Genomic DNA, 22,539 nt, shown 5'->3' with positions numbered 1-22,539 from the left:
GACGGTCTTCCTCGACCAGCGACAGGGTTTTAATCAAATACTGTGTTTGAACGGGCACGGTCCTTGTTGTAACAAAGCCACGATGAGTGGCGCGACGACATTGCCCAAGCGGGCATCGGCATGGCGGAGGCAGTTGCCGGCCTTCCTGCGCCACGGGCGTCTGGCCTCGCTGGTGGAAGGCTTCACCCTGGCCCTGTTCCTGGGCATGGCGGGCCTGACCTATTATATCCTGTCGGGCAACGGCCAATCCTATACGCTGCTGACCCCGCCCATCGTCGCCTTGCTGCTGGTGGCCAATCTGGTCCCGGCGATCGCGCTGCTGATGCTGCTGGGACGGCGCGTGGCCAAGCGACGCGCGGCGCAATCCGCCATCGGCAGCGACGGTCAGTTGCACGTTCGTCTGGTCGCCATCTTCTCGATCGTGGCCAGCGTGCCGATGCTGCTGGTGGTGATCTTCGCGTCCTTGCTGTTCCAATATGGCGTGCAATTCTGGTTTTCGGACAGCGCGCGGAGCATGCTGCAAAATGCCAGCGATCTGGCACGCGGCTATTATGAACAGAATTTGCGCGAAGTGGGCGACGAGACGGTCACCATGTCGAGCGACCTGCGCAAGGAATTGACGGATTCGCAGGTGAACAGCCCGCGCTTTGCCGAATATCTCCTCTATCAGGTGGTCGGTCGCAAGCTGAGCCGCGCGGCGATCATCGAACTGGGCAAGGACGGTATCGCGCGCACCGCGGCCACGGTCGATCCGGAAAACCGGCCTGCCGCGGACAAGCTGACGCCCGAAGTGGTCAAGCGTCTGGGGCAGGGGGAGACGATCGTCGTCCAGACCCGCAATAACCAGATCGATGCGGTCACGCTGCTCTACCCCGGTTCCAAAGTCTATCTCTACGCATCCCGCAATGCGGACAGCTCCTCCTTCTCCAACGTCGCGCGCGCGCAGAAGGTCTTGTCGGATTATGACCTGTTCGCCGCGCAATCCCGCGCGCTCCAGTTGCGCTTCAACATCGCCTTGTTCGTGGGATCGCTGCTGCTGGTCGGCATCGCGGTCTATATCGCGCTCGCCGTGGCGGACTGGATGGTGCGACCGGTCAATGAACTGGTGACCGCCGCGCGGCGGATCACGGCAGGCGACCTGTCGGCCCGCGTCACCGGTCATAAATCGCGCGACGAGATCGGCACGCTGGCCGCCGCCTTCAACCGCATGACGCAAAGGCTGGAGGCGCAAACCGGTGCGCTGGTCGCGGCCAACAGCCAGCTGGACGAACGTCGCGCCTTTATCGAGGCGATCCTGTCGGGCGTCAGCGCCGGTGTGCTGTCGGTCGATTTCGAAGGCGTGGTGCAACTGCTTAACAGCTCTGCCGCCGCCATTCTGGTGGAGGAGGGTGACGATCCGGTCGGCCGCCCGCTCATCAAGGTGTCGGCCGAACTGGCCGAATTCATCGCGTCGGAAGACAGCGCCGGCATCGTTCAGGTCCGCTCCCATGGCGATCTGCGCACATTGGCGGTCAAACGCTCGCAGGATGCCTCGCGCCATATCCTGACCTTCGACGACATTACGCAGCAGCTGTCCGATCAGCGCCGTGCCGCCTGGTCGGACGTCGCCCGCCGTATCGCGCATGAGATCAAGAACCCGCTGACCCCCATCCAGCTGGCGGCGGAGCGTCTGCAACGTCGCTATGCCGAGGAAGTTACGAGCGACAAGGCGACCTTCACCCGGCTGACCGGCACCATTGTCCGGCAGGTCGGCGATCTGCGCCGCATCGTGGACGAATTCTCCTCCTTCGCGCGTATGCCCAAGCCGGTCTTCCGGCGGGAGGCGGTTGGCGACATCGCGCGCCATGCCCTTTTCCTGCATGAGGTCGCGCATCCCGATATCCGCTTCGAATATCATGCGGACCTGCCCGATCTGGATCTGGTCTGCGATCGCCGCCAGCTGGGTCAGGCATTGACGAACATCGTCAAGAACGCCGTCGAATCCATTGAACAAAAACCAGTTTCCGAAAATGGCGGCCCGCATGGCCATGTGCGCATGGCGCTCGGTCAGTCTGGTGGCGATATCATTATCACGGTGCGGGACGACGGCATCGGGTTGCCGCCCGAACGCGACCGGATACTGGAACCTTATATGACGACGCGGACCAAGGGGACGGGCCTTGGCCTCGCCATCGTCAAGAAGATTGTCGAAGAGCATCTGGGTGAGATCCGCTTCGACGATGCACAGGGGGGGGGCGCATGCGTGACATTGCGCTTCGCCGCAGGGGCGCTCGAAAAAATGGAAGAAGGGCAAATCATAGCCCTGCCGAAAGGAAAAGTGACGGCCAATGGCGCTTGATATTCTGATTGTCGACGATGAAGAGGACATTCGCGATCTGGTCGCGGGCGTGCTGGAAGATGAAGGGTTCACGACGCGGACCGCAGCCAATAGCGACAGCGCGATCGAGGCGCTCGACAACCGGCGCCCCTCGCTGGTCCTGCTCGACGTCTGGTTGCAGGGCTCCCGCATGGATGGCCTCGAGCTGCTCGACGAAATCAAGCGCCGCGATCCGACCGTGCCGGTGCTCATGATCTCGGGCCACGGCAATATCGACACCGCCGTCGCAGCGATCCGCAAGGGCGCGGCCGACTTCATCGAAAAGCCTTTCGAGGCCGACCGGCTGCTCCACCTCGTCGCCCGCGCGACGGAGACGGAACGGTTGCGGCGCGAGAACCAGGTGCTGCGCGCCCGCTTCGGCCAGGATGACGAACTGACCGGCACGTCGGCGTCGATCAACGGCGTGCGTGCCACGATCAAGAAGGTCGCCGGCACCGGCAGCCGCGTCCTGATTTCCGGCCCCGCCGGCGTCGGCAAGGAAGTGGCCGCCCGCATGCTCCACAGCTGGAGCGGCCGGGCCGATTCGCCCTTCATCATCGTTGCCGCCGCGCGCATGGACCCGGACCGGGTCGAAGAGGAATTGTTCGGCGTGGAAGACCCCAGCGGCCTCGTCCGCCCCGGTTTTCTGGAGCAATCGCATGGCGGCACGCTCTATCTCGATGAAATCGCCGACATGCCGATCACGACGCAGGGCAAGATATTGCGCGTCCTGACGGACCAGAGCTTCACCCGCGTCGGCGGCCAGCGGCAGGTGAAGGTGGACGTCCGCGTCATTTCCTCGACCGCGCTCAATCTGGCGAGCGAGATTGAAGAGCGGCGTTTCCGCGAGGATCTTTTCTATCGCCTCAACGTCGTGCCACTGGCCATTCCGCCCCTGTCCGAACGCCGCGACGATATTCCGCCGCTGGTCGAACATTATCTCGCCCGCTTCGCTGCGGAGCGGCGCGTCCCGCCGCCCGAAATCGCGAGCGATGCCATGGCCGCGTTGCAGGCCAATGAGTGGCCGGGCAATGTGCGCCAGTTGCGCAACGTCATCGAACGCACGATGATCCTGGCGCCGGGTGACCGGATCGGCCGGATCGAACTGGACATGCTGCCCGCCGAACTTACCAGCGGCGGCGGCGGGGAGGGGATGGGCCAGTCCGCCATCATGGGCGCGCCCCTGCGTGAAGCACGCGAAAGTTTCGAGCGCGAATATCTGCGCATCCAGATCCGCCGGTTTTCAGGCAATATCTCACGGACCGCGACCTTCATCGGCATGGAACGCTCCGCACTGCACCGCAAACTCAAGCTGCTCGGCATTACCGAAGGCAAGGATTGAGCGGATTCGGGGAGGGGTATCCAATCGATTGCCGAACTTTTGCCGAAGCGCATCTCGACCATGGACGCCCCTTCGCAATTGCGATAGGATCGCACGCGCTCCCGACAGGCGGGGGCGAGCAAGACATCCTGCTTAGGATGCGAGAGCGGGTAACGTCCCGCCAAGAAAAGGACTGGCGAAGACCATGGCCGACAAAGTGAACAATCTTCAGGATATTTTCCTCAACAGCCTGCGCAAGAGCAAGACCCCGGTGACCATGTTCCTGGTCAAGGGCGTGAAGTTGCAAGGCATCATCACCTGGTTCGACAATTTCTCCGTGCTGCTGCGCCGCGATGGCCAGTCGCAGCTGGTCTATAAACATGCCATTTCCACGGTCATGCCGGCGGCGTCGATGGACCTGACCGATCTGCGCAAGGCCAGCGATGGCAATGGCAGGTCGAAGCTGCTTCAGGAAATCTTCCTGTCGGCCGTCCGCAAGTCGGGCAGCCCGGTGACGATGTTCCTGGTGAACGGCGTGATGCTTCAGGGCGAAATCGCTGCCTTCGATCTCTTCTGCATGCTGCTCGAACGCGACGGCATGGTGCAGTTGGTTTACAAACACGCCATTTCCACGGTCCAGCCGCTCCATGCGCTCGACCTGACCGGCGAAAACGAACAGGACGACTGATCGTCTATCCAGCGTCCGGTCTGCCCAGTGGTGGACCGGGCCGCTGCAAGATGCTCTAAACATGCATGGCCATATTCAACCGCGACTCCGATGACGAAGTGGCGCGCGGCGCGCGCGCCGTCGTCGTTCATGCCGAAACCCATAATGCAGATCGCCGGGATAGCGATGCCCGGCTGGAGGAAGCGCGTGGCCTGGCTCTGGCCATTGGCATCGACGTGCGCGCTAGCCAGGCCTTCCGCGTGCGCGACCGTAAGCCGGCGACTCTGTTCGGCAGCGGGCAGGTGGACCAGATCGCCATGCTCGCCCGGCAGGAAGAGGCCGAACTCATCATCGTCGACAACAGCCTCTCACCGGTGCAGCAAAGCAATCTGGAAAAGGCGTGCGAGGCCAAGGTCATCGACCGCACCGGCCTGATCCTGGAAATCTTCGGCGAGCGCGCGGCCACCAATGAAGGGCGACTTCAGGTCGAACTTGCCCATCTGGATTATCAGGCGGGGCGTCTGGTGCGCAGTTGGACCCATCTTGAGCGACAGCGTGGCGGCTTTGGCTTCCTCGGCGGTCCCGGAGAGACCCAGATCGAAGCGGACCGTCGTATGATCCGCGATCGCATGGCAAAGATCCGCCGCGAACTGGATCAGGTCACGCGCACCCGTGGCCTCCACCGCGCCCGGCGCCAGCGCGCGCCTTGGCCGGTGATCGCGCTGGTCGGCTATACCAATGCCGGAAAATCCACGCTTTTCAACAGGATGACCGGCGCCACCGTCATGGCGGAAGATTTGCTCTTCGCCACGCTGGACCCCACGATGCGCCAGATCGCGCTGCCGGGTCTGGACAAGGCGATCCTGTCCGACACGGTCGGTTTTGTGTCCGATCTTCCCACCCAACTTATCGCCGCTTTCCGCGCGACGCTGGAGGAAGTGCTGTCGGCCGACCTCATCGTCCATGTCCGCGACATCGCCCATCCCGATAGCGAGGCGCAGCGGGACGACGTGCTGGATGTGCTCGGCGAGCTCGGCGTTGCCGGCGAAGCGGCGCTGGATCGTGGGGAAGGGGAGCCTGAACCGCCGCCGATCCTGGAGGCGTGGAACAAGCTGGACCTGCTCGGCGAAGAGGGTGCCGCCCTGGCGCGCGAGACCGCTTCCCGCCGCGACGATGTCGTCATTCTCTCCGCCTTGACCGGGGAGGGCGTGGACGACCTCCAGCGCGCGATCAGCGACCGCATGACACGCGGCGCGAAAGTCTATGGCCTGCGCATTCCCGTATCGGATGGCGCGACCGTCGCCTGGCTGCATGAACATGGCGAAGTGCTGTCCAGCAGCGTCGATGGCGAGGAAACTCGCGTCGATGTGCGCCTGTCCGACGCCGCCTTCGCCCGCTATTCGAAACGGGCGCAAAAACCTGAAGCAGCAGATTAGGGCGACCACCGCCGCCTTAATCAATCAGATCAGTGCCTTTTCGACGACGCCGACGGCCTGGTCGAGCGCCTTGGCGCGATCGCAATCGCTACCGCATTTTTCCTGCTGATAGCGCAGCTTGTTCAATATGGTCAGAGCGGCATCGCGATTGCCGAGGCGGATTTCTGCCAAGGCCAACCCAGACATGGCGCCCGGTGCGCCATATTTTCCATAATATAGGCTCTTCTCGAAATAGCGGCGCGCCGCGGCCGCATCACCCATACCGAGCTTTGCGACGCCCTTCAGGAAGGGCACTTGTTTGCTGCTGGTTTCGCCGATCATTTTCGACAGCATCGAATCCGCCTCGACATAATGGCCGGCCGCGATCAGCTTTTGCGCCTGCACCACATTGACCCGGCGCGGTCCAAGTTCGGCCGTATAGAGACTAGTATCGAACCTGGGTGCAAGCAACGGCGCTGCTATGTTGAAATGGATCCCCGACACGCCGCCTGCTTGCTGAGCGTGAGCCGGTACTGCCATTGCGCAGATGAAGGGAAGAAGGACCGTCAGACGCATTGCATATTCCTCCATATCAAAGATCGAAAAGCTATGGTCTTTGCAAGCGGATGTCAAATTTAGGTTTCAAGTCCGAACCTTGTCTGGATCATTTCTGTAATGATAGCGGGCTTGCGGGCGTCAGGCGCCTTTCTCCAGCCGCTTCGCCTCCTGCCAAAGTAATTCCTGCTCATCGAGCGACAGGCCGGCAAAGGCATCACCAGCCTGCTCCTCCATAGACCGGAAGCGTCGATCGAACTTGCCATTGGCCTTGCGCAGAGCGGTTTCCGGATCGACCTTCAAATGGCGCGCAAGGTTGACCACGGCAAATAGCAGGTCGCCGACCTCTTCTTCGCGTTCGTCCTGCGTGTTTGCATCCTGCACCTCTTCCAGTTCTTCGACGACCTTGTCGATCACGCGGGCCGTCTCGGGCCAATCGAAACCGGTGCGCGCGGCCCGCTTCTGCAATTTTTCAGCGCGCAGCAGTGCGGGCAGGGCGATCGCCACGCCGGCCAGGGCGCTGGGATCGGGGTCTTTCTCCGCCCGTTCGGCCGCTTTGATGACTTCCCATTGTGCATGGCCGTCTTCACGGCGCGCGCCTTCGCCAAAGACATGGGGATGGCGCCGGATCATTTTCTGCGTGATGGCGTCGATTACATCCTGCAATGCAAAATGGCCGGCCTGTTCCGCCATGCGGCTGTGAAAGGCGACCTGAAGCAACAGGTCGCCCAATTCGTCGCGCAACGCCGCCATATCGTTGCGCTCGACCGCGTCGGCCACTTCATAGGCTTCCTCGATCGTATAGGGGACGATCGACGCGAAATCCTGCTCGATATCCCAGGGGCAACCGGTGTCGGGATCGCGCAATCGCGCCATGACGTCGGCAAGCGGCATGATATCGGCGGGACTGGCTTTGGACATAAGAAAGGGATCTCTGCTGGAGGTAAAAGGCCGGCGATAGGGTCTGCACATCCTTCTGGCCAGACCGCCCGGCCCAAAATCTCATTGTTCCTGCTACTTAGAGAAGTCACATTCTCCGCCATATAGAAATGTCACAGGATGGAGGACAGCAGGGGCTGCGCGTAGCCATCCATACAGCGCAGCGCTGCCCCTGCTGATGCGCTGACCTTGGGGTAGTAGACCATGGACCCGCTGCTCTGCAGTGGGCCCGGTCATGCCCTTTGCACGAAGCTGAGCGTGCCGCGTTCGCGCAACGCCTCGTCACTGAGCCTGGGACCGCGTTTGAGCTTTGAACCACCCAGTTTGCGGCGGTCGATCTTTGGCGGCGGTTCTGGTTCGGGGAAGAGATGCAGGGGCTGGTCGCGGCGGGCAGGGGCGTCGTTATTGCGCTTGCGGTGATGCGGCATGATGGCCTGCATCTGTTTGGCCAACATCAGCGCCGCGTCCAGATGCTTGTTCTCGACAATGGAAGGCTGGTTGACCTTCCGCATCTTGTCGAACGGACGATAGGGCAGGACATGGCCCTCATGTTCGATCTCCAGCCGACCGTCAGGATATTCGCACACTGTCACCCGCTTGCGCGCCAATGCTTTGCTGATCGCTGTCGGCTCCAGAATGAACATCACCTTGTTGTAATGCAGCGTCAGCGCCGCCGTTACTGTCCGCTGCTCCCGCCAGACCATGATCGAGCGCAGATCGTCATGCGTAGCGAGGGGACGGTGCAGGTCGCGCACATCAAAGGCGGGGCGAGCGAACCGCGCATTATGCCGGGCCATATAGCTGTCGAGAAAGACGTTGGCGTCCTCGATCGACGATATGCCTTCCAGACGCATCGCTTTGACCAGGCGATCCTGCAACGTGGCATTGGCCCGTTCGACCCGGCCCTTGGCCTGCGGCGAGTTGGCGCAGATAATCTCGATGTTCAGTGCATCCAGCGCACGTCCGAAATGCGTCATGCCATCGCCGCGTGCTGCGCTGGCTTTGGCGTTCCGAAACACGCTGTGCTTGTCGGAATAGAAGGCCACCGGTTTGCCGTGCCGCTCGATATACTCCCGCGTCGCATCCATATAGGCGAAGGTGCTCTCGCTTTCGGCCATTTTGAGGTGCATCAGTTCGCTGGTCGCGTCGTCAATATAGACGAGCAGGGTGCATTGCGGCCCGCGATCCTCGAACCACCAGTGCTTCGACCCGTCGATCTGGATCAGCTCGCCCCGGCAGTCGCGCCGGTAGCGTGGCTGATATGGGCGAGGGCGCCGGGTTTCGCGATCCTTCCACAACCCGGCCTTGATCATGAACTGACGCAACGTCTCGCAGGACAGATGAATATCGTGCCGTTCGGCCAGATACTCACGGGCCAGCGTGGGACCGAAATCATAATAATGCTCACGCACGATCGCGACCACGCGCTCGCGAAAATCATCGGCATAGCGCCGGTTGCTCGGCCGGCCGCGCTTGGCTGACACCAAGCCGGCAGCACCTTCGGCTCGTAACCGATCCAACAGCCGATAAATCTGCCGCCGCTGAATGCCTAAAAGCCGCGCCGCATCCGTCGGCCGCAGTTCGCCACGGTCCACGCGCATCAAGGTATCGAAACGCGAAAGCTCGCCATCGCTCATCACCAGCACCGCCATTATCGCACATCCTCCAACGCGAAGGATGAACATGACAGCAGCGCTCCGCTGATGATCCAAACTGTGTCATCTCTATCTAGCGGAGGTGTGTCATTTCTAAATGGCGCTTACACTCATTAAGTTCGATAATAAGGATTATGTTAAACCAGCCATCATTCCGCTACCGCGTAGGGCTGTCCAACTCGCTGTCTCACTGCCACCTCAATCCTCCCGGATCTGGCTATGTTTTGCGGTATCGCGCATCCGGACATAGACGGTCAGCGATATCGCGATCATCACCGTCACATAGATGTAGAACGCCTGTTCCATGCCGGCCTGCTTGAACCACAAGGCTACGAACTCTGCCGTCCCGCCGAACAAGGTATTGGCCAGCGCATAAGGCAGCGCCACGCCTAGCGCCCGGATATGCGCCGGAAACAGCTCGGCCTTCACCACGGCGTTGATCGACGTATAGCCGGTTACGATCACCAGCCCTGCCATCACCAGCAGTCCCGCGACGATCGGGTCTTTGGTCACGGCCAGGGTGGTGAAGATCGGATAGGTGCAGAGCATGCCCATCACGCCAAAGCCGATCATCAACGGCTTGCGCCCGATCCGGTCCGACAATGCACCGGCGACCGGCTGCAACAACATGAACAGAAACAGCGTCACGGCATTGATCTGCGATGCGACCTCGCGGCTCAACCCACTGGTATTCACAAGGAATTTCTGCATGTAGATACTGTACGCATAGAAAGCGATCGTGCCGCCCGCCGTCAGCAGCATCACCGTCAGCGTTTCGCGCGGGTGGTTGGTGATGAGTTCGACGAAGCCGGATTTGGGCGCACCCTGCGCCTTGGCGACCGCAAAGCTCTGCGTTTCGGCCAGGCCCCGCCGCAGCCAGAAGACGATGACCGCCAGCAACCCGCCGATGAAGAAGGGTATGCGCCATCCCCAGGCGTCCAGTTGCGCCTCGCTCAATGTCGCCTGCAACAGCAGCAGGACGCAGATCGCGACCAATTGCCCGGCGATCAATGTCACATATTGAAAGCTGGAGAAGAAACCACGCCGGTTCTTACCCGCCATTTCCGACAGATAGGTCGCGCTGGCGCCATATTCGCCGCCGATCGACAGCCCCTGCATCAGCCTCGCCAGAACCAGCACTAGTGGCGCGGCCACCCCGATCGTCTCATAGCCCGGCGTCACCGCGATCAGCAGCGATCCCGCGCACATCAGCGCCACGGACAGCGTGAGGCCGCTCTTGCGCCCATGGCGATCGGCATAGACGCCCATCAGCCAGGCCCCGATCGGCCGCATCAGGAACCCAACGGCGAAGATGCCCGCCGCACTCAGCAATTGCGCGGTACGATCTTCGCTTGGAAAGAAATGCGGCGCGAAATAGAGGGTGAAGGCGGCATAGGCATACCAGTCATACCATTCCACCAGATTGCCGGTGGACCCGCCGATAATGGCCTTCAGCCGCTGCGCCTGGGTCGGCGTCCCCTGCTCCGTCGCCGCGCTCATGGTTTCAGCACCATGGCGCCATCCTGGACGCCCCAGCTTTTCAGCCGCGAAAGCATGTTCATACCGATGACGTTGACCTCTCCGAAAGCGGGTGAGACGACGACGGGCAGGTCGCTCGCCGAAATGGGACCGATCGCCAAGGTGGCGATGCTGGATCGTTTTGCCTCTACCTTGCCATTGGCGGTTGTCATGATGACATTGGGTTCGCCGACATCATCGTTGAGGCCTGCCGCACGCGCTGTATTTTCGGACAGCGCGGTAACGGTCGCACCGCTGTCGATCAGGAAGCGGGCGGGCGTGCCGTTGATCGTTGCCTCCACCCAATAATGGCCATCCGGCGCCACGGGGATGCGCAACGCCTGCCCCTCGGCCTGCGCACGCGGCAAAGCGGCGGGCGCTTCATCGGGGGTGACCATAGTCCCCTCCTCCGCCCAGCGGCCGGTCAAAAAACCTTGGCTTTGGCCGAATTTGAAGAGTCCGAGCAGACCAGCAAAGATGGCGACCCACAATAACGCCATGCGTAGCAGGCTGCCCCAGGCCATCTGCCGTCCGATCAGCGCAGACCCGACCAATATGAGTGCCAGCACATACCAGATGGTCGATGCCGCCTGATCTGTGCCGTCCATTCAGGCCCCCTGCTCTTTCGCGTCCAATTCGATCACCAAACCATCATAGCCCGGCTCCACGCCTTTGGGCAGGGTGCCAAGCAGCGTGGCATAATCCATGCTCTGGTCCATATGGGTCAGGATAGCGCGTTCGGGGCGGGTCGTGGCGATGCCGTCCAGCGTCAGCGCCAGATGCGGATGGGTCGGGTGCGGCTTTTCCCGCAACGCATCGACTACCCAAATGTCCAGCCCATCATAGAGCGCGAGCATATCGGGCGTGAGCGCATGGAAATCCGTGGCATAGCCGATCGACCGGCCGCCATAAGCGAAGCGGAAACCGGTGGAGTAAATCTCGCCATGCGGCTGATCGACGCAGGCGATGTCGATGTCGCCGATGCGCAGGCTATCGGGCAGGATATGGGCGTTGATCGTGGGATGATAGCCATTGCGCCCCTCGAACGCATAGGCAAAACGCTGGCTCAGCAACGTCATCGTCTGCGCCCGCGCATAGCCTGGCACGGGCGTGCGGCGGTGGTGGAAAAGCTGGCGGACATCATCGATGCCATGGCTGTGGTCGGCATGGTCGTGCGTCCACAGGATTGCGTCGATCTGGATTACATTTGCCGCCAGCAACTGCGCGCGCATGTCCGGCGACGTATCGACCAGGATGCGGGTCGTCGGGCTTTCGACCAATATGGACACGCGGGTCCGCCGGTTCTTCGGCTCTGAAGGATCGCAGGCGCCCCAGTCATTGCCGATCCGGGGCACGCCCGAAGAGGTGCCGCTGCCCAGGATCGTCAGCTTCAGGCTCATGCGACCTTCGAGAAGAGGGCGCGGAAATTGGCCGACGTCGCCGCCGCCAGCTCCTCGATACTCTCGCCGCGCAGATTGGCCAGGAATTTGGCAGTGTCCGCGACATAGGCCGGTTCGCAAGACTTGCCGCGATGCGGCACCGGCGCCAGGAACGGCGAGTCCGTTTCCACCAGCAGCCGATCAAGCGGCAACCGTGCGGCCGTTTCCTGCAAATCCTTGGCGCTCTTGAACGTGACGATGCCCGAAATGCTGATGTAGAAGCCCAGTTCCATCGCAGCATCGGCAAAGGCCCCGCTGGCGGTGAAGCAATGGATGACGCCGCCATAAGGCCCCTGCTCCATCTCTTCCCGCATGATGCGCAGCGTGTCCTTCTCAGCGTCGCGGGTATGGACGATCATCGGCAGCCCGGTTTCGCGGCAGGCGGCGATGTGGGACCGGAAGCTCTTCTGCTGCCGTTCGCGATCGCTATGGTCGTAATAATAGTCGAGGCCGGTTTCGCCGATGCCCACGACACGCGGATGCGCGGCGCGCTCGACCAGCTTGGCGGTATCGACATGGGGATGCTCGTCAGCTTCATGCGGATGGATGCCGACCGTCGCCCAGACATCGGCCTCGCGCACGGCGGTATCCAGCACCGCGTCCCACTCGCTTTCACGGGTGGCGATGTTGAGCATCAGATCGACGCCCGCGGCGCGCGACCGTGCCAGCACATTGGCCTGATCCTCGATCAAGCCCTTGTAGTTCAGGTGGCAATGGCTGTCGATCAGCATGGCGTTCAGCCTTCCGCCTCGGTCAGTTCCAGTCGCGGGAAAAGCGGCTTGGGCGCGCCAAGAATGAAGCCCGAAGCGCGCAGATCAGCGTAGAAGTCGCTGCCGATGACGTCATAGCTACGCTTCTTCGCATCGATTCCCATCTGGTCCAGCAGCGCAGTGGCGCTGGCCGGAATGACCGGCTGGATCATGATGGCCAGGCTGGCGATCGCTTCATAGAGCGTGGCCAGCACCGCCTCCATCCGTGCCGGGTGGGTCTTGCGCAATGCCCATGGCGCCTGCGCGTCGATATAGGCGTTGCAGGCGAATACGGCGCGCATCCATGCCTCGATCGCGACCGACGGGGCCAGATCGGCCATGGCGCTCTGGAAGGTTTGCGCGGCGTCCGCGATGATATTCAGCAATTCGCTATCGACATCCAGCGGCGCCGCTTCGGGCAACCGCCCTTCCAGATTCTTAGCGATGAAGCTGAGCGTCCGCTGCGCCAGATTGCCGAAGCTGTTGGCCAGATCGCTGTTCGACCGCGCGACGATCGCCTCAGCGCTATAGCTGCCGTCATTGCCGAACGTGACTTCGGACAGCAGGAAATAGCGCAACTGATCCACGCCGAAGCGATCGGCCAGTTCCATCGGATCGGCGACATTGCCGACCGACTTCGACATCTTCTCACCCCGGTTCAGCAGGAAGCCGTGACCGAAGACCTGTTTTGGCAAAGGCAGCTTCGCGCTCATCAGGAAGGCCGGCCAGTAAACCGTATGAAAACGCACGATATCCTTGCCGATAACATGCGTGATATCGCCGCCCTCGGCCCAATAGCGCGCCATCCGCGCCGCATCGTCGGGATAGCCGCAGCCAGTCAGATAATTGGTGAGCGCGTCGACCCACACATACATGACATGGCCTTCGTTGCCCGGCACCTTCACCCCCCAGTCGAAACTGGTGCGCGATACGCTGAGGTCGGACAGGCCGCCTTCGACGAACCGCATAATCTCGTTGCGGCGGCTGTCGGGCTGAATGAAGTCGGGCTGGCTTTCATAAAGTGCCAGCAGCCGTTCCTGATAGGCCGACAGGCGAAAGAACCAGCTTTCCTCGACCGTCCATTCGACGGGCGTACCTTGGGGAGATAGCTTCGCGCCCCCTTCCCCCTCGACGATTTCCTTCTCGTCGTAAAAGGCTTCGTCGCGGACCGAATACCAACCTTCGTAGCGGCCGAGATACAGGTCGCCATTGGCCTCCATCGCCTGCCAGATCGCCTGGCTGGCGGCGTGATGATCCGGTTCGCTGGTGCGGATGAAGCGATCATGGCTGATATTCAGCCTCTCATTCATCTGCTTGAAATAGCCGGCCATTTCATCGGCCAGCTCGCGCGGCTCGATCCCCCGGTTGCGCGCGGTCTGCGCCATTTTCAGTCCATGTTCGTCGGTGCCGGTCTGGAAGAAAACGTCGCGGCCCATCATCCGCTGGAACCGCGCGACCGCGTCGGTGGCGATCACCTCATAGGCATGGCCGATATGCGGGCGGCCGTTGGGATAGGAAATGGCGGTGGTGATGGTGAAGGGCTTGGACATGGCGCCATCCCTAGCGGCTGTTATGGGCGGCGCAAAGTCGCTTTATGCGTGCGATGGGGCCAGCGCCGCGACATGGCCCGCCAGTTCGAACACGACCGCCGCCGGATCGAGCGACAGGATCACCGCGCCACCGGCCAGATGGCGCGCCTTTTCCCAATGATCGAGCGCCTGACCCAGCGCCGGCCCCTGTTTGGTTCGTGCCGCCTGCGCGATGAAGGCGGGCGCGCGCTCCAGAAACGCCTCATAACGCGGCTTGGCGGCCTTGAGCGCCAGCGCCCTGGCCAGCGCCAGCCGCTGACGATTGCCGGGATCGCCCTGCATCGCCAGACTGCTGAGCGCCTGTTCGATCTCCGAAAGGTTGAGGCCTGCATAGCGCAGCGCCTGCCCCGGCGATCCGTCACCTGCGCGCACCAAAGCGTCCACTTCCTGCGGCGAAAGCGTCTCGTCCGTGGCCTTGAGGACCGCGCGCATCGTAGCATGGTCCAGCGGATCGAAGCGCAGCGTGCGGCAGCGCGACCGGATGGTCGGCAACAACCGTCCCGGCGCATGGCTGACCAGCAGGAAGATCATATCCGCCGGCGGCTCTTCCAGCGTCTTGAGCAGCGCATTGGCCGCGCCCCGCTCCAGATCGTCAGCACTATCCACCACGACCACACGACGCTCCGACAGCGACGGGGCCGACTGGGTCAGCCGCGCCAGTCCGCGTATCTGGTCCACACTGATATTGCGGGCGGTGCCGGTTTCCTTCTCCAGCGGCGCCAGTTCGGCATAGTCGGGATGGGCGGTCGCCTCGATAAGTCGGCGGATCGGATGGCTTTGGGGCACGAACAGCCCCTCTTCCTCGATCGACGGACCGGCGGCGTCTGCCAGCAATCGCATCGCCAAGGCGCGCGCGAAGCTGGCCTTGCCGATGCCTTTGGGGCCGGCAAGAATCCAGCCATGGTGCATGCGTCCGCTACGTGCCGCCATGGTCAGCGTGCGCGTCTGGTCATCGTGTCCCAGCAGTGCCGTCATGGCAGCAGGTCTTCGATCGCGTCCAGCAGCCGCACCGTCACCACTTCGGCCGGACCGGAGGCGTCGATGCCGTGGACTCGGTCGCTTTCCTCCTGCGCGAAGCGGGCGAAGGCATCGGCGACGGCACGATGGAAATCGCTCGCCCGCCCGCCAATACGGTCGGTCGCATCGCCATCGCGCGCCCGCGCCCGGCCGCTGGCTTCTGCTTCGGGCAGCGTCAGCAACAATGTGCGATCGGGCAGGAAGCCTGCGCTGCCGATCCGATGCAGCGCCAATATGTCGGCGTCGCTCAATTCGCCCTGCCCCTGATAGGCGCGGCTGGAATCAAGGAACCGATCCGACAGCACCCAGGCACCCCGCGCCAGCGCCGGCCGGATCGTCTTTTCGATATGGTCCGCCCGCGCTGCCGCAAACAGCAAAGCTTCGGCACGCGGACTCCATCGATCTGCGCCGCCGGTCAGCAGCAGGGCGCGGATCGCCTCCGCCCCCTCGCTCCCGCCCGGCTCGCGCGTCTCGATCACCTCCAGGCCGCGGACGCGCAAAGCAGCGGCAAGTGCCCGCAACTGAGTCGACTTGCCCGCGCCTTCGCCACCTTCCAGCGATAGGAAACGCCCGCTAGCTGATGATCTGGGCGTCAAGCGAACAACGACTTCAGGCCATTCCAAAGCCGGCCGAAAATGCCCGCTTCGGCCACATCCTCACCCGCGACCAGTGGCATGATCTGCGGCGGCGTGTCGGGCGTCTGGACGATCAGCTGGGCGATCTGCTGGCCCTTGGCGATCGGTGCCTTGATCGGGCCGGTATAGACGACCTTTACCTGCACGTTGGCAGATGCCGTGCGCGGCAGGGTGACGGCCATGTTCTGCGGCGCGACCAGCGCCACGCTCGTCGCGCTGCCCATTTGGACTGCGGCCGTTTCGACCGTCTGCCCTTTCTTGAACAAAGGCTGCGCCTTCCACGCCTTGAAGCCCCAGTCCATGAAGCGCACGGCTTCGGTGGCGCGGCCGTTGAAGCTGGTGGAGCCGGCGGTGACGATGATCAGGCGGCGGCCATCCTGTTCGGCCGAGCCGGTAAAGCCGAAACCGGCCTCCTCGGTATGGCCGGTCTTGAGGCCATCGGCGCCGGCGATCTTGCCCAAAATGGGGTTGCGGTTCGCCTGTGCGATGTCCGATCCGCCCATCGTCTTGCCCCATGTGAAGGAGCGGGTGGCGTAGAAACGCTTGTAGAGATCGGGCGTCTCGACGATCGTCGCCTCGGCCAGCTTGGCCAGATCCTCGGCGGTCACATAGGTCACGCCTTCGTCCGGCCAGCCATTGCTGGTGCCGAAATGGCTGTTCTTCAGGCCAAGCCGCTTGGCCTCCTCATTCATCGCCGCGACGAAGGCCTGCTCCGTACCGGCAATCCCTTCCGCCAGAACGACGCAGGCGTCGTTGCCTGACAGGGTGACGATGCCATGCAGCAGATTTTCCACCGACACCTGCTCGCCGACCGACAGGAACATGGTCGATCCGGCCTGCGGTCCATGCCACTGCTTCCAGGTTTCCGGGCGCACCGTGAACTTGGTGTCCAGTTTCAATTCGCCCTTCTGGATCAGGCGGAAGGCGACATGCGCCGTCATCATCTTTGCCAGCGACGCCGGCGGCATGCGGGTTTCGCCGCCCTTGTCGTACAGCACGGCGCCTGACGACAGATCCTTCATATAAGCGATGGGCGCTTCGCTGGTATAGGGCGGCGCGGCCGCGATCAGCGGCTGGGCCAGCAGCCCGGCGGCGAGGAGGACTGCAACGCTTTTCTTCATCGGAAACTGCCTTCGAATAAGATGGAATCGCTCAGACATATGCGATCTCTATCGTGCGTCATTAGCCATGATGCGGGCATTCTCAAAGCCTTTGGCTGCGGCGGACCGCACGGCGGCCTGCGCAGCCTGTTGCGTGGGATAGGGGCCAAGACGCACGCGCCATATCCCTGCGCCCGCTTCGGCACGGGCGCCGATGCTTTTCGCTACGGTTTGGGCGCGCGCTTGAGACGAGAAGGCCCCGACCTGAACGATATAGCCACCAGTGCGCGGCGGCGCCACGGGCGCGGAAGCCTGAACCGGCTTGGGAGGGGGTTTTGCCGTCTGGGTGGCGATGCGTGCTGGCGGCGGCGCCTGATCGAAATCGGCGCCAGGCCTGGCCGACGCAACGTGCCGGGCGGCGACTGGGTCAGGCTTGGGCTTCGTCGGCGCTGCTGCTCGGGCCGGCGTGGCCGCAGCATGCGAAACGGCGGGCAGCTTGGTTCGCAACACACGCAAAAGCGCCGCCGGCGTTTCCAGCCGTTCGGCGGCCTGCCCCTGCCCGCGCAGCACGGCGCGTTCCTGCTCTGGCGGGTTGACCCGGCGCACGCGCACGGGAACCATGGCCTGACCGCTCACGCCCAGTTGCGATGCCGCGCCGGGCGACAGAGCGATCAACTGGTCGCTGCGCATCGGCCCGCGATCATTCACCCGCACCAGGATCGTGCGCCCGCTATCCAGTGCGGTCACTTCGACATAGCTGGGCAATGGCAATGTCTTATGTGCCGCAGTAATGGCGGAGGGAGCGAAGGCTTCGCCGTTGGCGGTCATGCCACCCCGACTGCCATCGCTGCTTTCGCCGGCATAGCCGACCTCATCGTAGGAAACGGGATCGGCCGGTGTGTAGGTGACGCCGCCCACTGCATAGGGCGCACCCAGAGGTGCCGGCGTGTCGCTGGCAATGGCTGCTGGCGCACCAGCCCGCTGTGGTTGTGCCGCACCGGCGCCGCCACCGCCCAGCGCCACAATCATGGCCGTGACGAACAGCCCCTTATTGTTTGACAGCATCCGCCAGCAATCCCACCGACAAGGCATAGAAATTGGAACAATTATAATCCAGGATCGCCCGATAATTGCTCGTCAGCAGATAGGCGGTCTTGCCCGGTCCATCGGGTTCCAGCAGTGTCGCCATGACGCCATCGGCCGGCCATATACCGCTATTGGGGAATAGCCCCAGCTTGCGCCACTCCGCCATGGTCAGCCAACGGCTATGCCGGTTGAACACGCGCGGGCAGCGGGCCGGCTCCGTCTTGGCAGCCACCGACGCGCGATTGAAGCTGGCCGGCACACTGACCGCCACGCCCCATGGCTGGCCTTTGCGCCATCCCGACTGCACGAAATAATTGGCGATGGAGGCCAGCGCGTCGGCTTCGCTGGTCCAGATATCGGCTTTCCCGTCGCCATCGCCATCCTTGGCGATGCGCAGATACACGGACGGCAGGAATTGGGGATAGCCGGTCGCGCCCGCCCAACTCCCCACCAGCCGGCTGCGCGGTACGCCATTGTCCAGCATCTTGAGCGTCGCCAGCAATTCAGGCTCGAAAAGGGCACGACGGCGGCCTTCATGCGCCAGAGTGGCCAGCGATCGGATCAGGTCGAAATCGCCGGTATAGCTGCCATAATTGGTTTCATGGCCGTAGATGGCGACCATGATCTCTTCCGGCACGCCGGTTTCCGCCTCGATCCGGGCAAGCCGCGACCGGTTTGCCTGATAGGCGACACGCCCCCGGCTGATGCGGGCAGCATCGACATGCTGGCGGCGATAGGGTTCGAAATTGGGGATGGGTGAATAGGCGCCGCCGCCCGGCTGGCTCTGGTCCAGTTGCACGACGCGCGGATTGATCGTCAGCGTGGGAAACACGCTGTCCAGCGTTGCATCCCTGATGCCCATGGCCCGCGCCTTGGGCCTCAGGCCTTCCAGATAAGCACGAAAATCGGCACTATCCTGCGCCTGCGCAGGGACTATCGCGACACTGCCGCCGGTAATGGCAGTCAGGCCGAGCAACACGGACAGGACGGACGAACGCAAAGAATCCCTCATCCCCTTGTTGTTGCACAGGCAGGGCGGCAGGTGAATCCTTTATTGCGACGGCCGGTCGGTTAAGGCGACGAACCGTGCCCATCGCGATTTTGGACTTGGCAATGGCGCACGGCACGCTAGGAAGCCCCCTAACGGAAGTGTGGCCGAGTGGTTTAAGGCAGCGGTCTTGAAAACCGCCGTGGGTTTACGCTCACCGTGGGTTCGAATCCCACCGCTTCCGCCATTTTCATTCCACATCACGCTTCAGGCGTAACTGCTGGGGCCAGTGCCATGGAGGATGACGGGTGGCAGTTCCATCTTGTGGATGCTGGCCTCCGCGATGATCGCCAGCGGATCGACCGGATGACTGAGCAGCAGGCCGCAGCGATCCGGCCCGTCCCAGATCACGGTGCCGCACACTTCCAGCCCTTCGGTGATAAGCGTCACCCATTCGCCGATCGGCGGCAGCCAATTCCCTGTCAGTAGCGCGCCATAGATGGAAATATTACGAATGGTGACGGTCTGGCTGATACCGTCCCAGTTCAATGTCGCCTCGACCTCTGCGTCGTAGCGGCTCTCGCGGCGGCGTTCCGCACGCGCGCGATAGATCATGCTGTCCATAGCCTCTCTCCCGGCTGCCCCCCGGGATTAGACCAAAGTCGATCCAGAAGATTACGGAAGAATGAAACGGCTTGGTTAACGTCCGGTTGGGTGGAAACGGGCCGGACGTTACGCCTGGCCCTTCCTTGTCAGGTTAAGCCAGAGCGCCGTGGCAATGCTTGTATTTCTGGCCCGAACCGCACGGGCAAGGCGCGTTGCGGCTGATGTCCAGATTGGCATATTCGCCGGCCGCTGCGTTGCCCACAGGCGCGCGGGGAATGGTGGTGGTGACGCTCCCGAAGCTGCCGGCGTCGATGTCCGCGCTATTATCTTCGCCCGAAAAGGGGTCGATATGGGTGGTGATGAAGTCCGGCAGGACCGGCAGGCCATAATCTTCCAACGGGGGCTGTTCCATGCGGAACTGCACCCGCGCGATGGAGCCGGTCACATCCTCCCGGATATTTTCCAGCATCCGTTCGAACAGGGCGAAGGCTTCCTGCTTATATTCGTTGATCGGCGTCTTTTGCGCATAGGCGCGCAGATGCACCACCTGCCGCAGAGCGTCGAGCGTCGAAAGATGCTCTTTCCAATGATGGTCCAGGCTTTGGAGCAGGATCGACTTTTCGATCATGTGCCAGTCTGACGCCTCGACCTCCTTGGTCTTTTCGGCGACGGCTTCGTCCGCCAGTGCCGACAGACGTTCCTCGATCATTTCAGGATCGACTGAATCCTCGGCCAGCCAGGCGTCGAAATCAGGTTCAAGCCCCAATATTTCGGCGGTACGCGCTTTCAGGCGGTCCATGTCCCACTGTTCGGGATAGGTGCCTGGCGGGCAGGATGCGCCGACCAGGTCGTTCACTGTCTCATGGCGCATGTCGACCACGACGTCATCGACCGTGTCGCTGTCCATGATGTCGCTGCGCTGTTCGTAGATGACCTTGCGCTGGTCGTTCATGACGTCGTCATATTCGACGACCTGCTTGCGGATGTCGTAGTTGCGGGCTTCGACCTTGCGCTGCGCCGTCTCGATCGCCTTGCTCAGCCATTTGGACGGCGGCAGCGCTTCGCCATCTTCCAGGTTCGACCGGATCATCTTGGCGAACATCGTGTCCGGGCCGAAGATGCGCATCAGATCATCGTCGAGGCTGAGGTAGAAGCGCGACAGGCCGGGGTCGCCCTGACGGCCCGAACGGCCACGCAGCTGGTTGTCGATGCGGCGGCTCTCATGCCGCTCCGTGGCCAGCACGAACAGGCCGCCGGCGGCCAGCACTTCCTGTTTTTCGACTTCGATCTCGGCTTCGATCCGGGCGATTGCGGCGTCGCGCTCCGGCCCTTCCGGGACATCGCGCAGTTCGTCCTCGACCCGCATTTCCAGATTACCGCCCAACTTGATGTCAGTGCCGCGACCGGCCATGTTGGTGGCGATCGTCACGGCGCCCTTGCGGCCCGCCTGCGCGACGATATGCGCTTCGCTGTCATGGAAACGGGCGTTGAGGACAGCGTGTGGCACGCCTTCCTGCTTCAGGAATTCCGACAGCATTTCCGACTTTTCGATCGACACGGTGCCGACCAGAACCGGCTGGCCCTGCTCCGCATGGACCTTGATGGTCTTGGCGATGCCGCGGAACTTGTCGTCCAGATTCTTGTAGAAGCTGTCTTCTTCGTCGATGCGCTGCACCGCCCGGTTGGTCGGGATGGTGACGACGTTCATCTTGTAGATTTCGAAGAATTCTGCCGCTTCGGTCGCGGCCGTACCGGTCATGCCGCCCAGCTTGGGATACATTCGGAAATAATTCTGGAAGGTGATCGACGCCAGCGTCTGGTTCTCCGGCTCGATCTGGACGCCTTCCTTGGCCTCCACCGCCTGATGCAGGCCGTCCGACCAGCGACGGCCATCCATCATGCGACCGGTAAATTCGTCGATGATGACGACCTTCCCATCCTTGACGATATAGTCGATGTCGCGGCGGAACATCACGACCGCGCGCAGCGCCTGGTTCACATGATGGACGACAGCGGTATTTTCGAAGTCATAGAGGTTCGCGCCCTGCAACAGGCCGGCATCCTCCAGCAGTCGCTCGATCTTCTCGGTGCCATCCTCGGTCAGCGTGACGGTGCGCTGCTTCTCGTCCTTCTCATAATCGGCCTCGACAATCTGCTTCACGATCGCGTCGACAGCGACGTACAGCTCCGACTTGTCGTCGGTCGGTCCGGAGATGATCAGCGGCGTGCGCGCTTCGTCGATCAGGATCGAGTCCACCTCATCGACGATCGCATAGTTGAACGGGCGCTGGACCATCGATGCGCGGTCATATTTCATATTGTCGCGCAGATAATCGAAGCCGAGTTCGTTGTTCGTCGCATAAGTGATGTCGGCGGCATAGGCTTCGCGCCGTTGATCTTCGCTGATGTTCGGCACGATGACGCCCGTGGTGAGGCCCAGGAAGCGATAGACCTGCCCCATCCATTCGCAGTCGCGGCTGGCGAGATAGTCGTTCACGGTGACGACGTGAACGCCCTTCCCCTCCAGCGCATTGAGATAGGTGGCGAGTGTCGCGACCAGCGTCTTGCCTTCACCCGTCCGCATTTCGGCGATTTCACCGCGATGCAGAACGATGCCGCCCACCATCTGCACATCGAAATGACGCATGCCCAGCACGCGGACGGCCGCTTCACGAACCGTGGCGAAGGCTTCGGGGAGCAGGTCGTCCAGCGTTTCGCCATTGGCCAGCCGTTCGCGGAACCGGCTGGTCTGGGCGACCAGTTCCTCATCATTCATCGCCTGCACCGCGCCTTCGAAAGAGGCGATCTGGTCAACGATCTTGCCCAGCGACTTCACATAACGTTCATTGGACGATCCGAAGATGGACTTGGCGAGTGCGCCGAACATGCAAATTCCTGACAATA

The 22,539-nt window shown here is 62.4% G+C and carries 19 protein-coding genes and 1 tRNA gene; 5 read left to right on the top strand and 15 right to left on the bottom strand.

Going from position 1 to position 22,539, the window contains the following annotated elements; all coding sequences use genetic code 11:
* Positions 1-82 precede the first annotated feature (82 nt).
* The 4 genes from AC07UX_RS05120 to hflX all read left to right on the top strand — a co-directional run bounded on the left by AC07UX_RS05120 (position 83) and on the right by hflX (position 5,780).
* On the top strand, positions 83-2,338 hold the full coding sequence (locus AC07UX_RS05120) for a sensor histidine kinase (RefSeq protein WP_495190883.1): 2,256 nt from the start codon (positions 83-85) through the stop codon (positions 2,336-2,338).
* Positions 2,328-3,698 carry a nitrogen assimilation response regulator NtrX gene (gene ntrX / locus AC07UX_RS05115; protein ID WP_120250150.1) on the top strand — a complete coding sequence of 457 codons (1,371 nt, stop codon included), beginning with the start codon at positions 2,328-2,330 and terminating at the stop codon, positions 3,696-3,698. Before AC07UX_RS05120 ends, ntrX begins: the two co-directional genes overlap by 11 nt.
* Before the next feature lie 172 nt (positions 3,699-3,870).
* Positions 3,871-4,365, top strand: coding sequence for an RNA chaperone Hfq (gene hfq / locus AC07UX_RS05110; protein WP_495191795.1), 495 nt, complete (start codon positions 3,871-3,873; stop codon positions 4,363-4,365).
* A gap of 65 nt (positions 4,366-4,430) precedes the next feature.
* The gene (gene hflX / locus AC07UX_RS05105) at positions 4,431-5,780 is read left to right on the top strand and encodes a GTPase HflX (protein ID WP_495190882.1); all 1,350 of its coding nucleotides are present in this window, start codon (positions 4,431-4,433) and stop codon (positions 5,778-5,780) included.
* Between the two features lie 24 nt (positions 5,781-5,804).
* Here hflX and AC07UX_RS05100 read toward each other — a convergent pair whose 3' ends face one another.
* The 13 genes from AC07UX_RS05100 to AC07UX_RS05040 all read right to left on the bottom strand — a co-directional run bounded on the left by AC07UX_RS05100 (position 5,805) and on the right by AC07UX_RS05040 (position 19,041).
* Complete coding sequence (locus AC07UX_RS05100; RefSeq protein WP_495190881.1) at positions 5,805-6,335, bottom strand: tetratricopeptide repeat protein; 531 nt, start codon at positions 6,333-6,335, stop codon at positions 5,805-5,807.
* A 120-nt stretch (positions 6,336-6,455) separates the two neighbouring features.
* Complete coding sequence (gene mazG / locus AC07UX_RS05095; RefSeq protein WP_495190880.1) at positions 6,456-7,235, bottom strand: nucleoside triphosphate pyrophosphohydrolase; 780 nt, start codon at positions 7,233-7,235, stop codon at positions 6,456-6,458.
* Between the two features lie 251 nt (positions 7,236-7,486).
* Positions 7,487-8,905, bottom strand: a complete 1,419-nt coding sequence (locus tag AC07UX_RS05090) for an ISNCY family transposase (protein ID WP_495190879.1) — start codon at positions 8,903-8,905, stop codon at positions 7,487-7,489.
* 201 nt (positions 8,906-9,106) lie between these two features.
* On the bottom strand, positions 9,107-10,408 hold the full coding sequence (locus tag AC07UX_RS05085) for an MFS transporter (protein ID WP_495190878.1): 1,302 nt from the start codon (positions 10,406-10,408) through the stop codon (positions 9,107-9,109).
* Entirely contained in the window at positions 10,405-11,034 is a 630-nt protein-coding gene (locus AC07UX_RS05080; RefSeq protein ID WP_495190877.1) for a retropepsin-like aspartic protease family protein, read from the bottom strand. Before AC07UX_RS05080 ends, AC07UX_RS05085 begins: the two co-directional genes overlap by 4 nt.
* On the bottom strand, positions 11,035-11,826 hold the full coding sequence (locus AC07UX_RS05075; protein ID WP_495190876.1) for an MBL fold metallo-hydrolase: 792 nt from the start codon (positions 11,824-11,826) through the stop codon (positions 11,035-11,037).
* On the bottom strand, positions 11,823-12,596 hold the full coding sequence (locus tag AC07UX_RS05070) for a TatD family hydrolase (RefSeq protein ID WP_495190875.1): 774 nt from the start codon (positions 12,594-12,596) through the stop codon (positions 11,823-11,825). The genes AC07UX_RS05075 and AC07UX_RS05070 overlap by 4 nt, the downstream gene beginning before the upstream one ends.
* A 5-nt stretch (positions 12,597-12,601) precedes the next feature.
* Positions 12,602-14,164, bottom strand: coding sequence for a methionine--tRNA ligase (gene metG / locus AC07UX_RS05065; protein ID WP_495190874.1), 1,563 nt, complete (start codon positions 14,162-14,164; stop codon positions 12,602-12,604).
* A gap of 42 nt (positions 14,165-14,206) precedes the next feature.
* Positions 14,207-15,178, bottom strand: a complete 972-nt coding sequence (locus tag AC07UX_RS05060; RefSeq protein ID WP_495190873.1) for a DNA polymerase III delta subunit-related protein — start codon at positions 15,176-15,178, stop codon at positions 14,207-14,209.
* A complete protein-coding gene (gene tmk / locus AC07UX_RS05055; protein ID WP_495190872.1) occupies positions 15,175-15,816 on the bottom strand; it encodes a dTMP kinase in 642 nt (213 codons plus the stop codon). The genes AC07UX_RS05060 and tmk overlap by 4 nt, the downstream gene beginning before the upstream one ends.
* Entirely contained in the window at positions 15,813-16,976 is a 1,164-nt protein-coding gene (locus AC07UX_RS05050) for a D-alanyl-D-alanine carboxypeptidase family protein (RefSeq protein WP_495190871.1), read from the bottom strand. Before AC07UX_RS05050 ends, tmk begins: the two co-directional genes overlap by 4 nt.
* A gap of 48 nt (positions 16,977-17,024) precedes the next feature.
* Positions 17,025-18,020 (bottom strand): septal ring lytic transglycosylase RlpA family protein, encoded by a 996-nt coding sequence (locus AC07UX_RS05045; RefSeq protein WP_495190870.1) that lies wholly within the window; start codon positions 18,018-18,020, stop codon positions 17,025-17,027.
* Positions 18,004-19,041, bottom strand: a complete 1,038-nt coding sequence (locus tag AC07UX_RS05040; protein WP_495190869.1) for a lytic murein transglycosylase — start codon at positions 19,039-19,041, stop codon at positions 18,004-18,006. Before AC07UX_RS05040 ends, AC07UX_RS05045 begins: the two co-directional genes overlap by 17 nt.
* Positions 19,042-19,186: 145 nt before the next feature.
* On the opposite strand from AC07UX_RS05040, the gene AC07UX_RS05035 reads away from it, so the two are divergent.
* Positions 19,187-19,276, top strand: a tRNA-Ser gene (locus tag AC07UX_RS05035).
* Positions 19,277-19,296: 20 nt separating this feature from the next.
* Here the strand turns inward: AC07UX_RS05035 and AC07UX_RS05030 are convergent.
* Together AC07UX_RS05030 and secA are read right to left on the bottom strand one after the other, a co-directional pair.
* Entirely contained in the window at positions 19,297-19,653 is a 357-nt protein-coding gene (locus AC07UX_RS05030; protein WP_120250135.1) for a PilZ domain-containing protein, read from the bottom strand.
* Between the two features lie 133 nt (positions 19,654-19,786).
* Positions 19,787-22,522: a preprotein translocase subunit SecA gene (gene secA, locus AC07UX_RS05025; RefSeq protein ID WP_495190868.1), complete on the bottom strand. Its 2,736-nt coding sequence runs from the start codon at positions 22,520-22,522 to the stop codon at positions 19,787-19,789.
* Positions 22,523-22,539: the final 17 nt, after the last annotated feature.

The sequence above is a fragment of the Sphingobium sp. GW821-FHT02B05 genome (assembly GCF_059421905.1).
This window is presented reverse-complemented; position numbering and strand designations above follow the sequence as displayed.

Bases quoted from the DNA above. Each gene is read 5' to 3' on its own strand.
- AC07UX_RS05090 (WP_495190879.1), bottom strand. From the start codon at position 8,905: ATGGCGGTGCTGGTGATGAGCGATGGCGAGCTTTCGCGTTTCGATACC.
- AC07UX_RS05030 (WP_120250135.1), bottom strand. From the start codon at position 19,653: ATGGACAGCATGATCTATCGCGCGCGTGCGGAACGCCGCCGCGAGAGC.
- AC07UX_RS05080 (WP_495190877.1), bottom strand. From the start codon at position 11,034: ATGGACGGCACAGATCAGGCGGCATCGACCATCTGGTATGTGCTGGCA.
- AC07UX_RS05100 (WP_495190881.1), bottom strand. From the start codon at position 6,335: ATGCGTCTGACGGTCCTTCTTCCCTTCATCTGCGCAATGGCAGTACCG.
- AC07UX_RS05045 (WP_495190870.1), bottom strand. From the start codon at position 18,020: ATGCTGTCAAACAATAAGGGGCTGTTCGTCACGGCCATGATTGTGGCG.
- metG (WP_495190874.1), bottom strand. From the start codon at position 14,164: ATGTCCAAGCCCTTCACCATCACCACCGCCATTTCCTATCCCAACGGC.
- AC07UX_RS05050 (WP_495190871.1), bottom strand. From the start codon at position 16,976: ATGAAGAAAAGCGTTGCAGTCCTCCTCGCCGCCGGGCTGCTGGCCCAG.
- AC07UX_RS05070 (WP_495190875.1), bottom strand. From the start codon at position 12,596: ATGCTGATCGACAGCCATTGCCACCTGAACTACAAGGGCTTGATCGAG.
- mazG (WP_495190880.1), bottom strand. From the start codon at position 7,235: ATGTCCAAAGCCAGTCCCGCCGATATCATGCCGCTTGCCGACGTCATG.
- AC07UX_RS05060 (WP_495190873.1), bottom strand. From the start codon at position 15,178: ATGACGGCACTGCTGGGACACGATGACCAGACGCGCACGCTGACCATG.
- AC07UX_RS05075 (WP_495190876.1), bottom strand. From the start codon at position 11,826: ATGAGCCTGAAGCTGACGATCCTGGGCAGCGGCACCTCTTCGGGCGTG.
- AC07UX_RS05085 (WP_495190878.1), bottom strand. From the start codon at position 10,408: ATGAGCGCGGCGACGGAGCAGGGGACGCCGACCCAGGCGCAGCGGCTG.
- ntrX (WP_120250150.1), top strand. From the start codon at position 2,328: ATGGCGCTTGATATTCTGATTGTCGACGATGAAGAGGACATTCGCGAT.
- AC07UX_RS05120 (WP_495190883.1), top strand. From the start codon at position 83: ATGAGTGGCGCGACGACATTGCCCAAGCGGGCATCGGCATGGCGGAGG.
- secA (WP_495190868.1), bottom strand. From the start codon at position 22,522: ATGTTCGGCGCACTCGCCAAGTCCATCTTCGGATCGTCCAATGAACGT.
- hflX (WP_495190882.1), top strand. From the start codon at position 4,431: ATGGCCATATTCAACCGCGACTCCGATGACGAAGTGGCGCGCGGCGCG.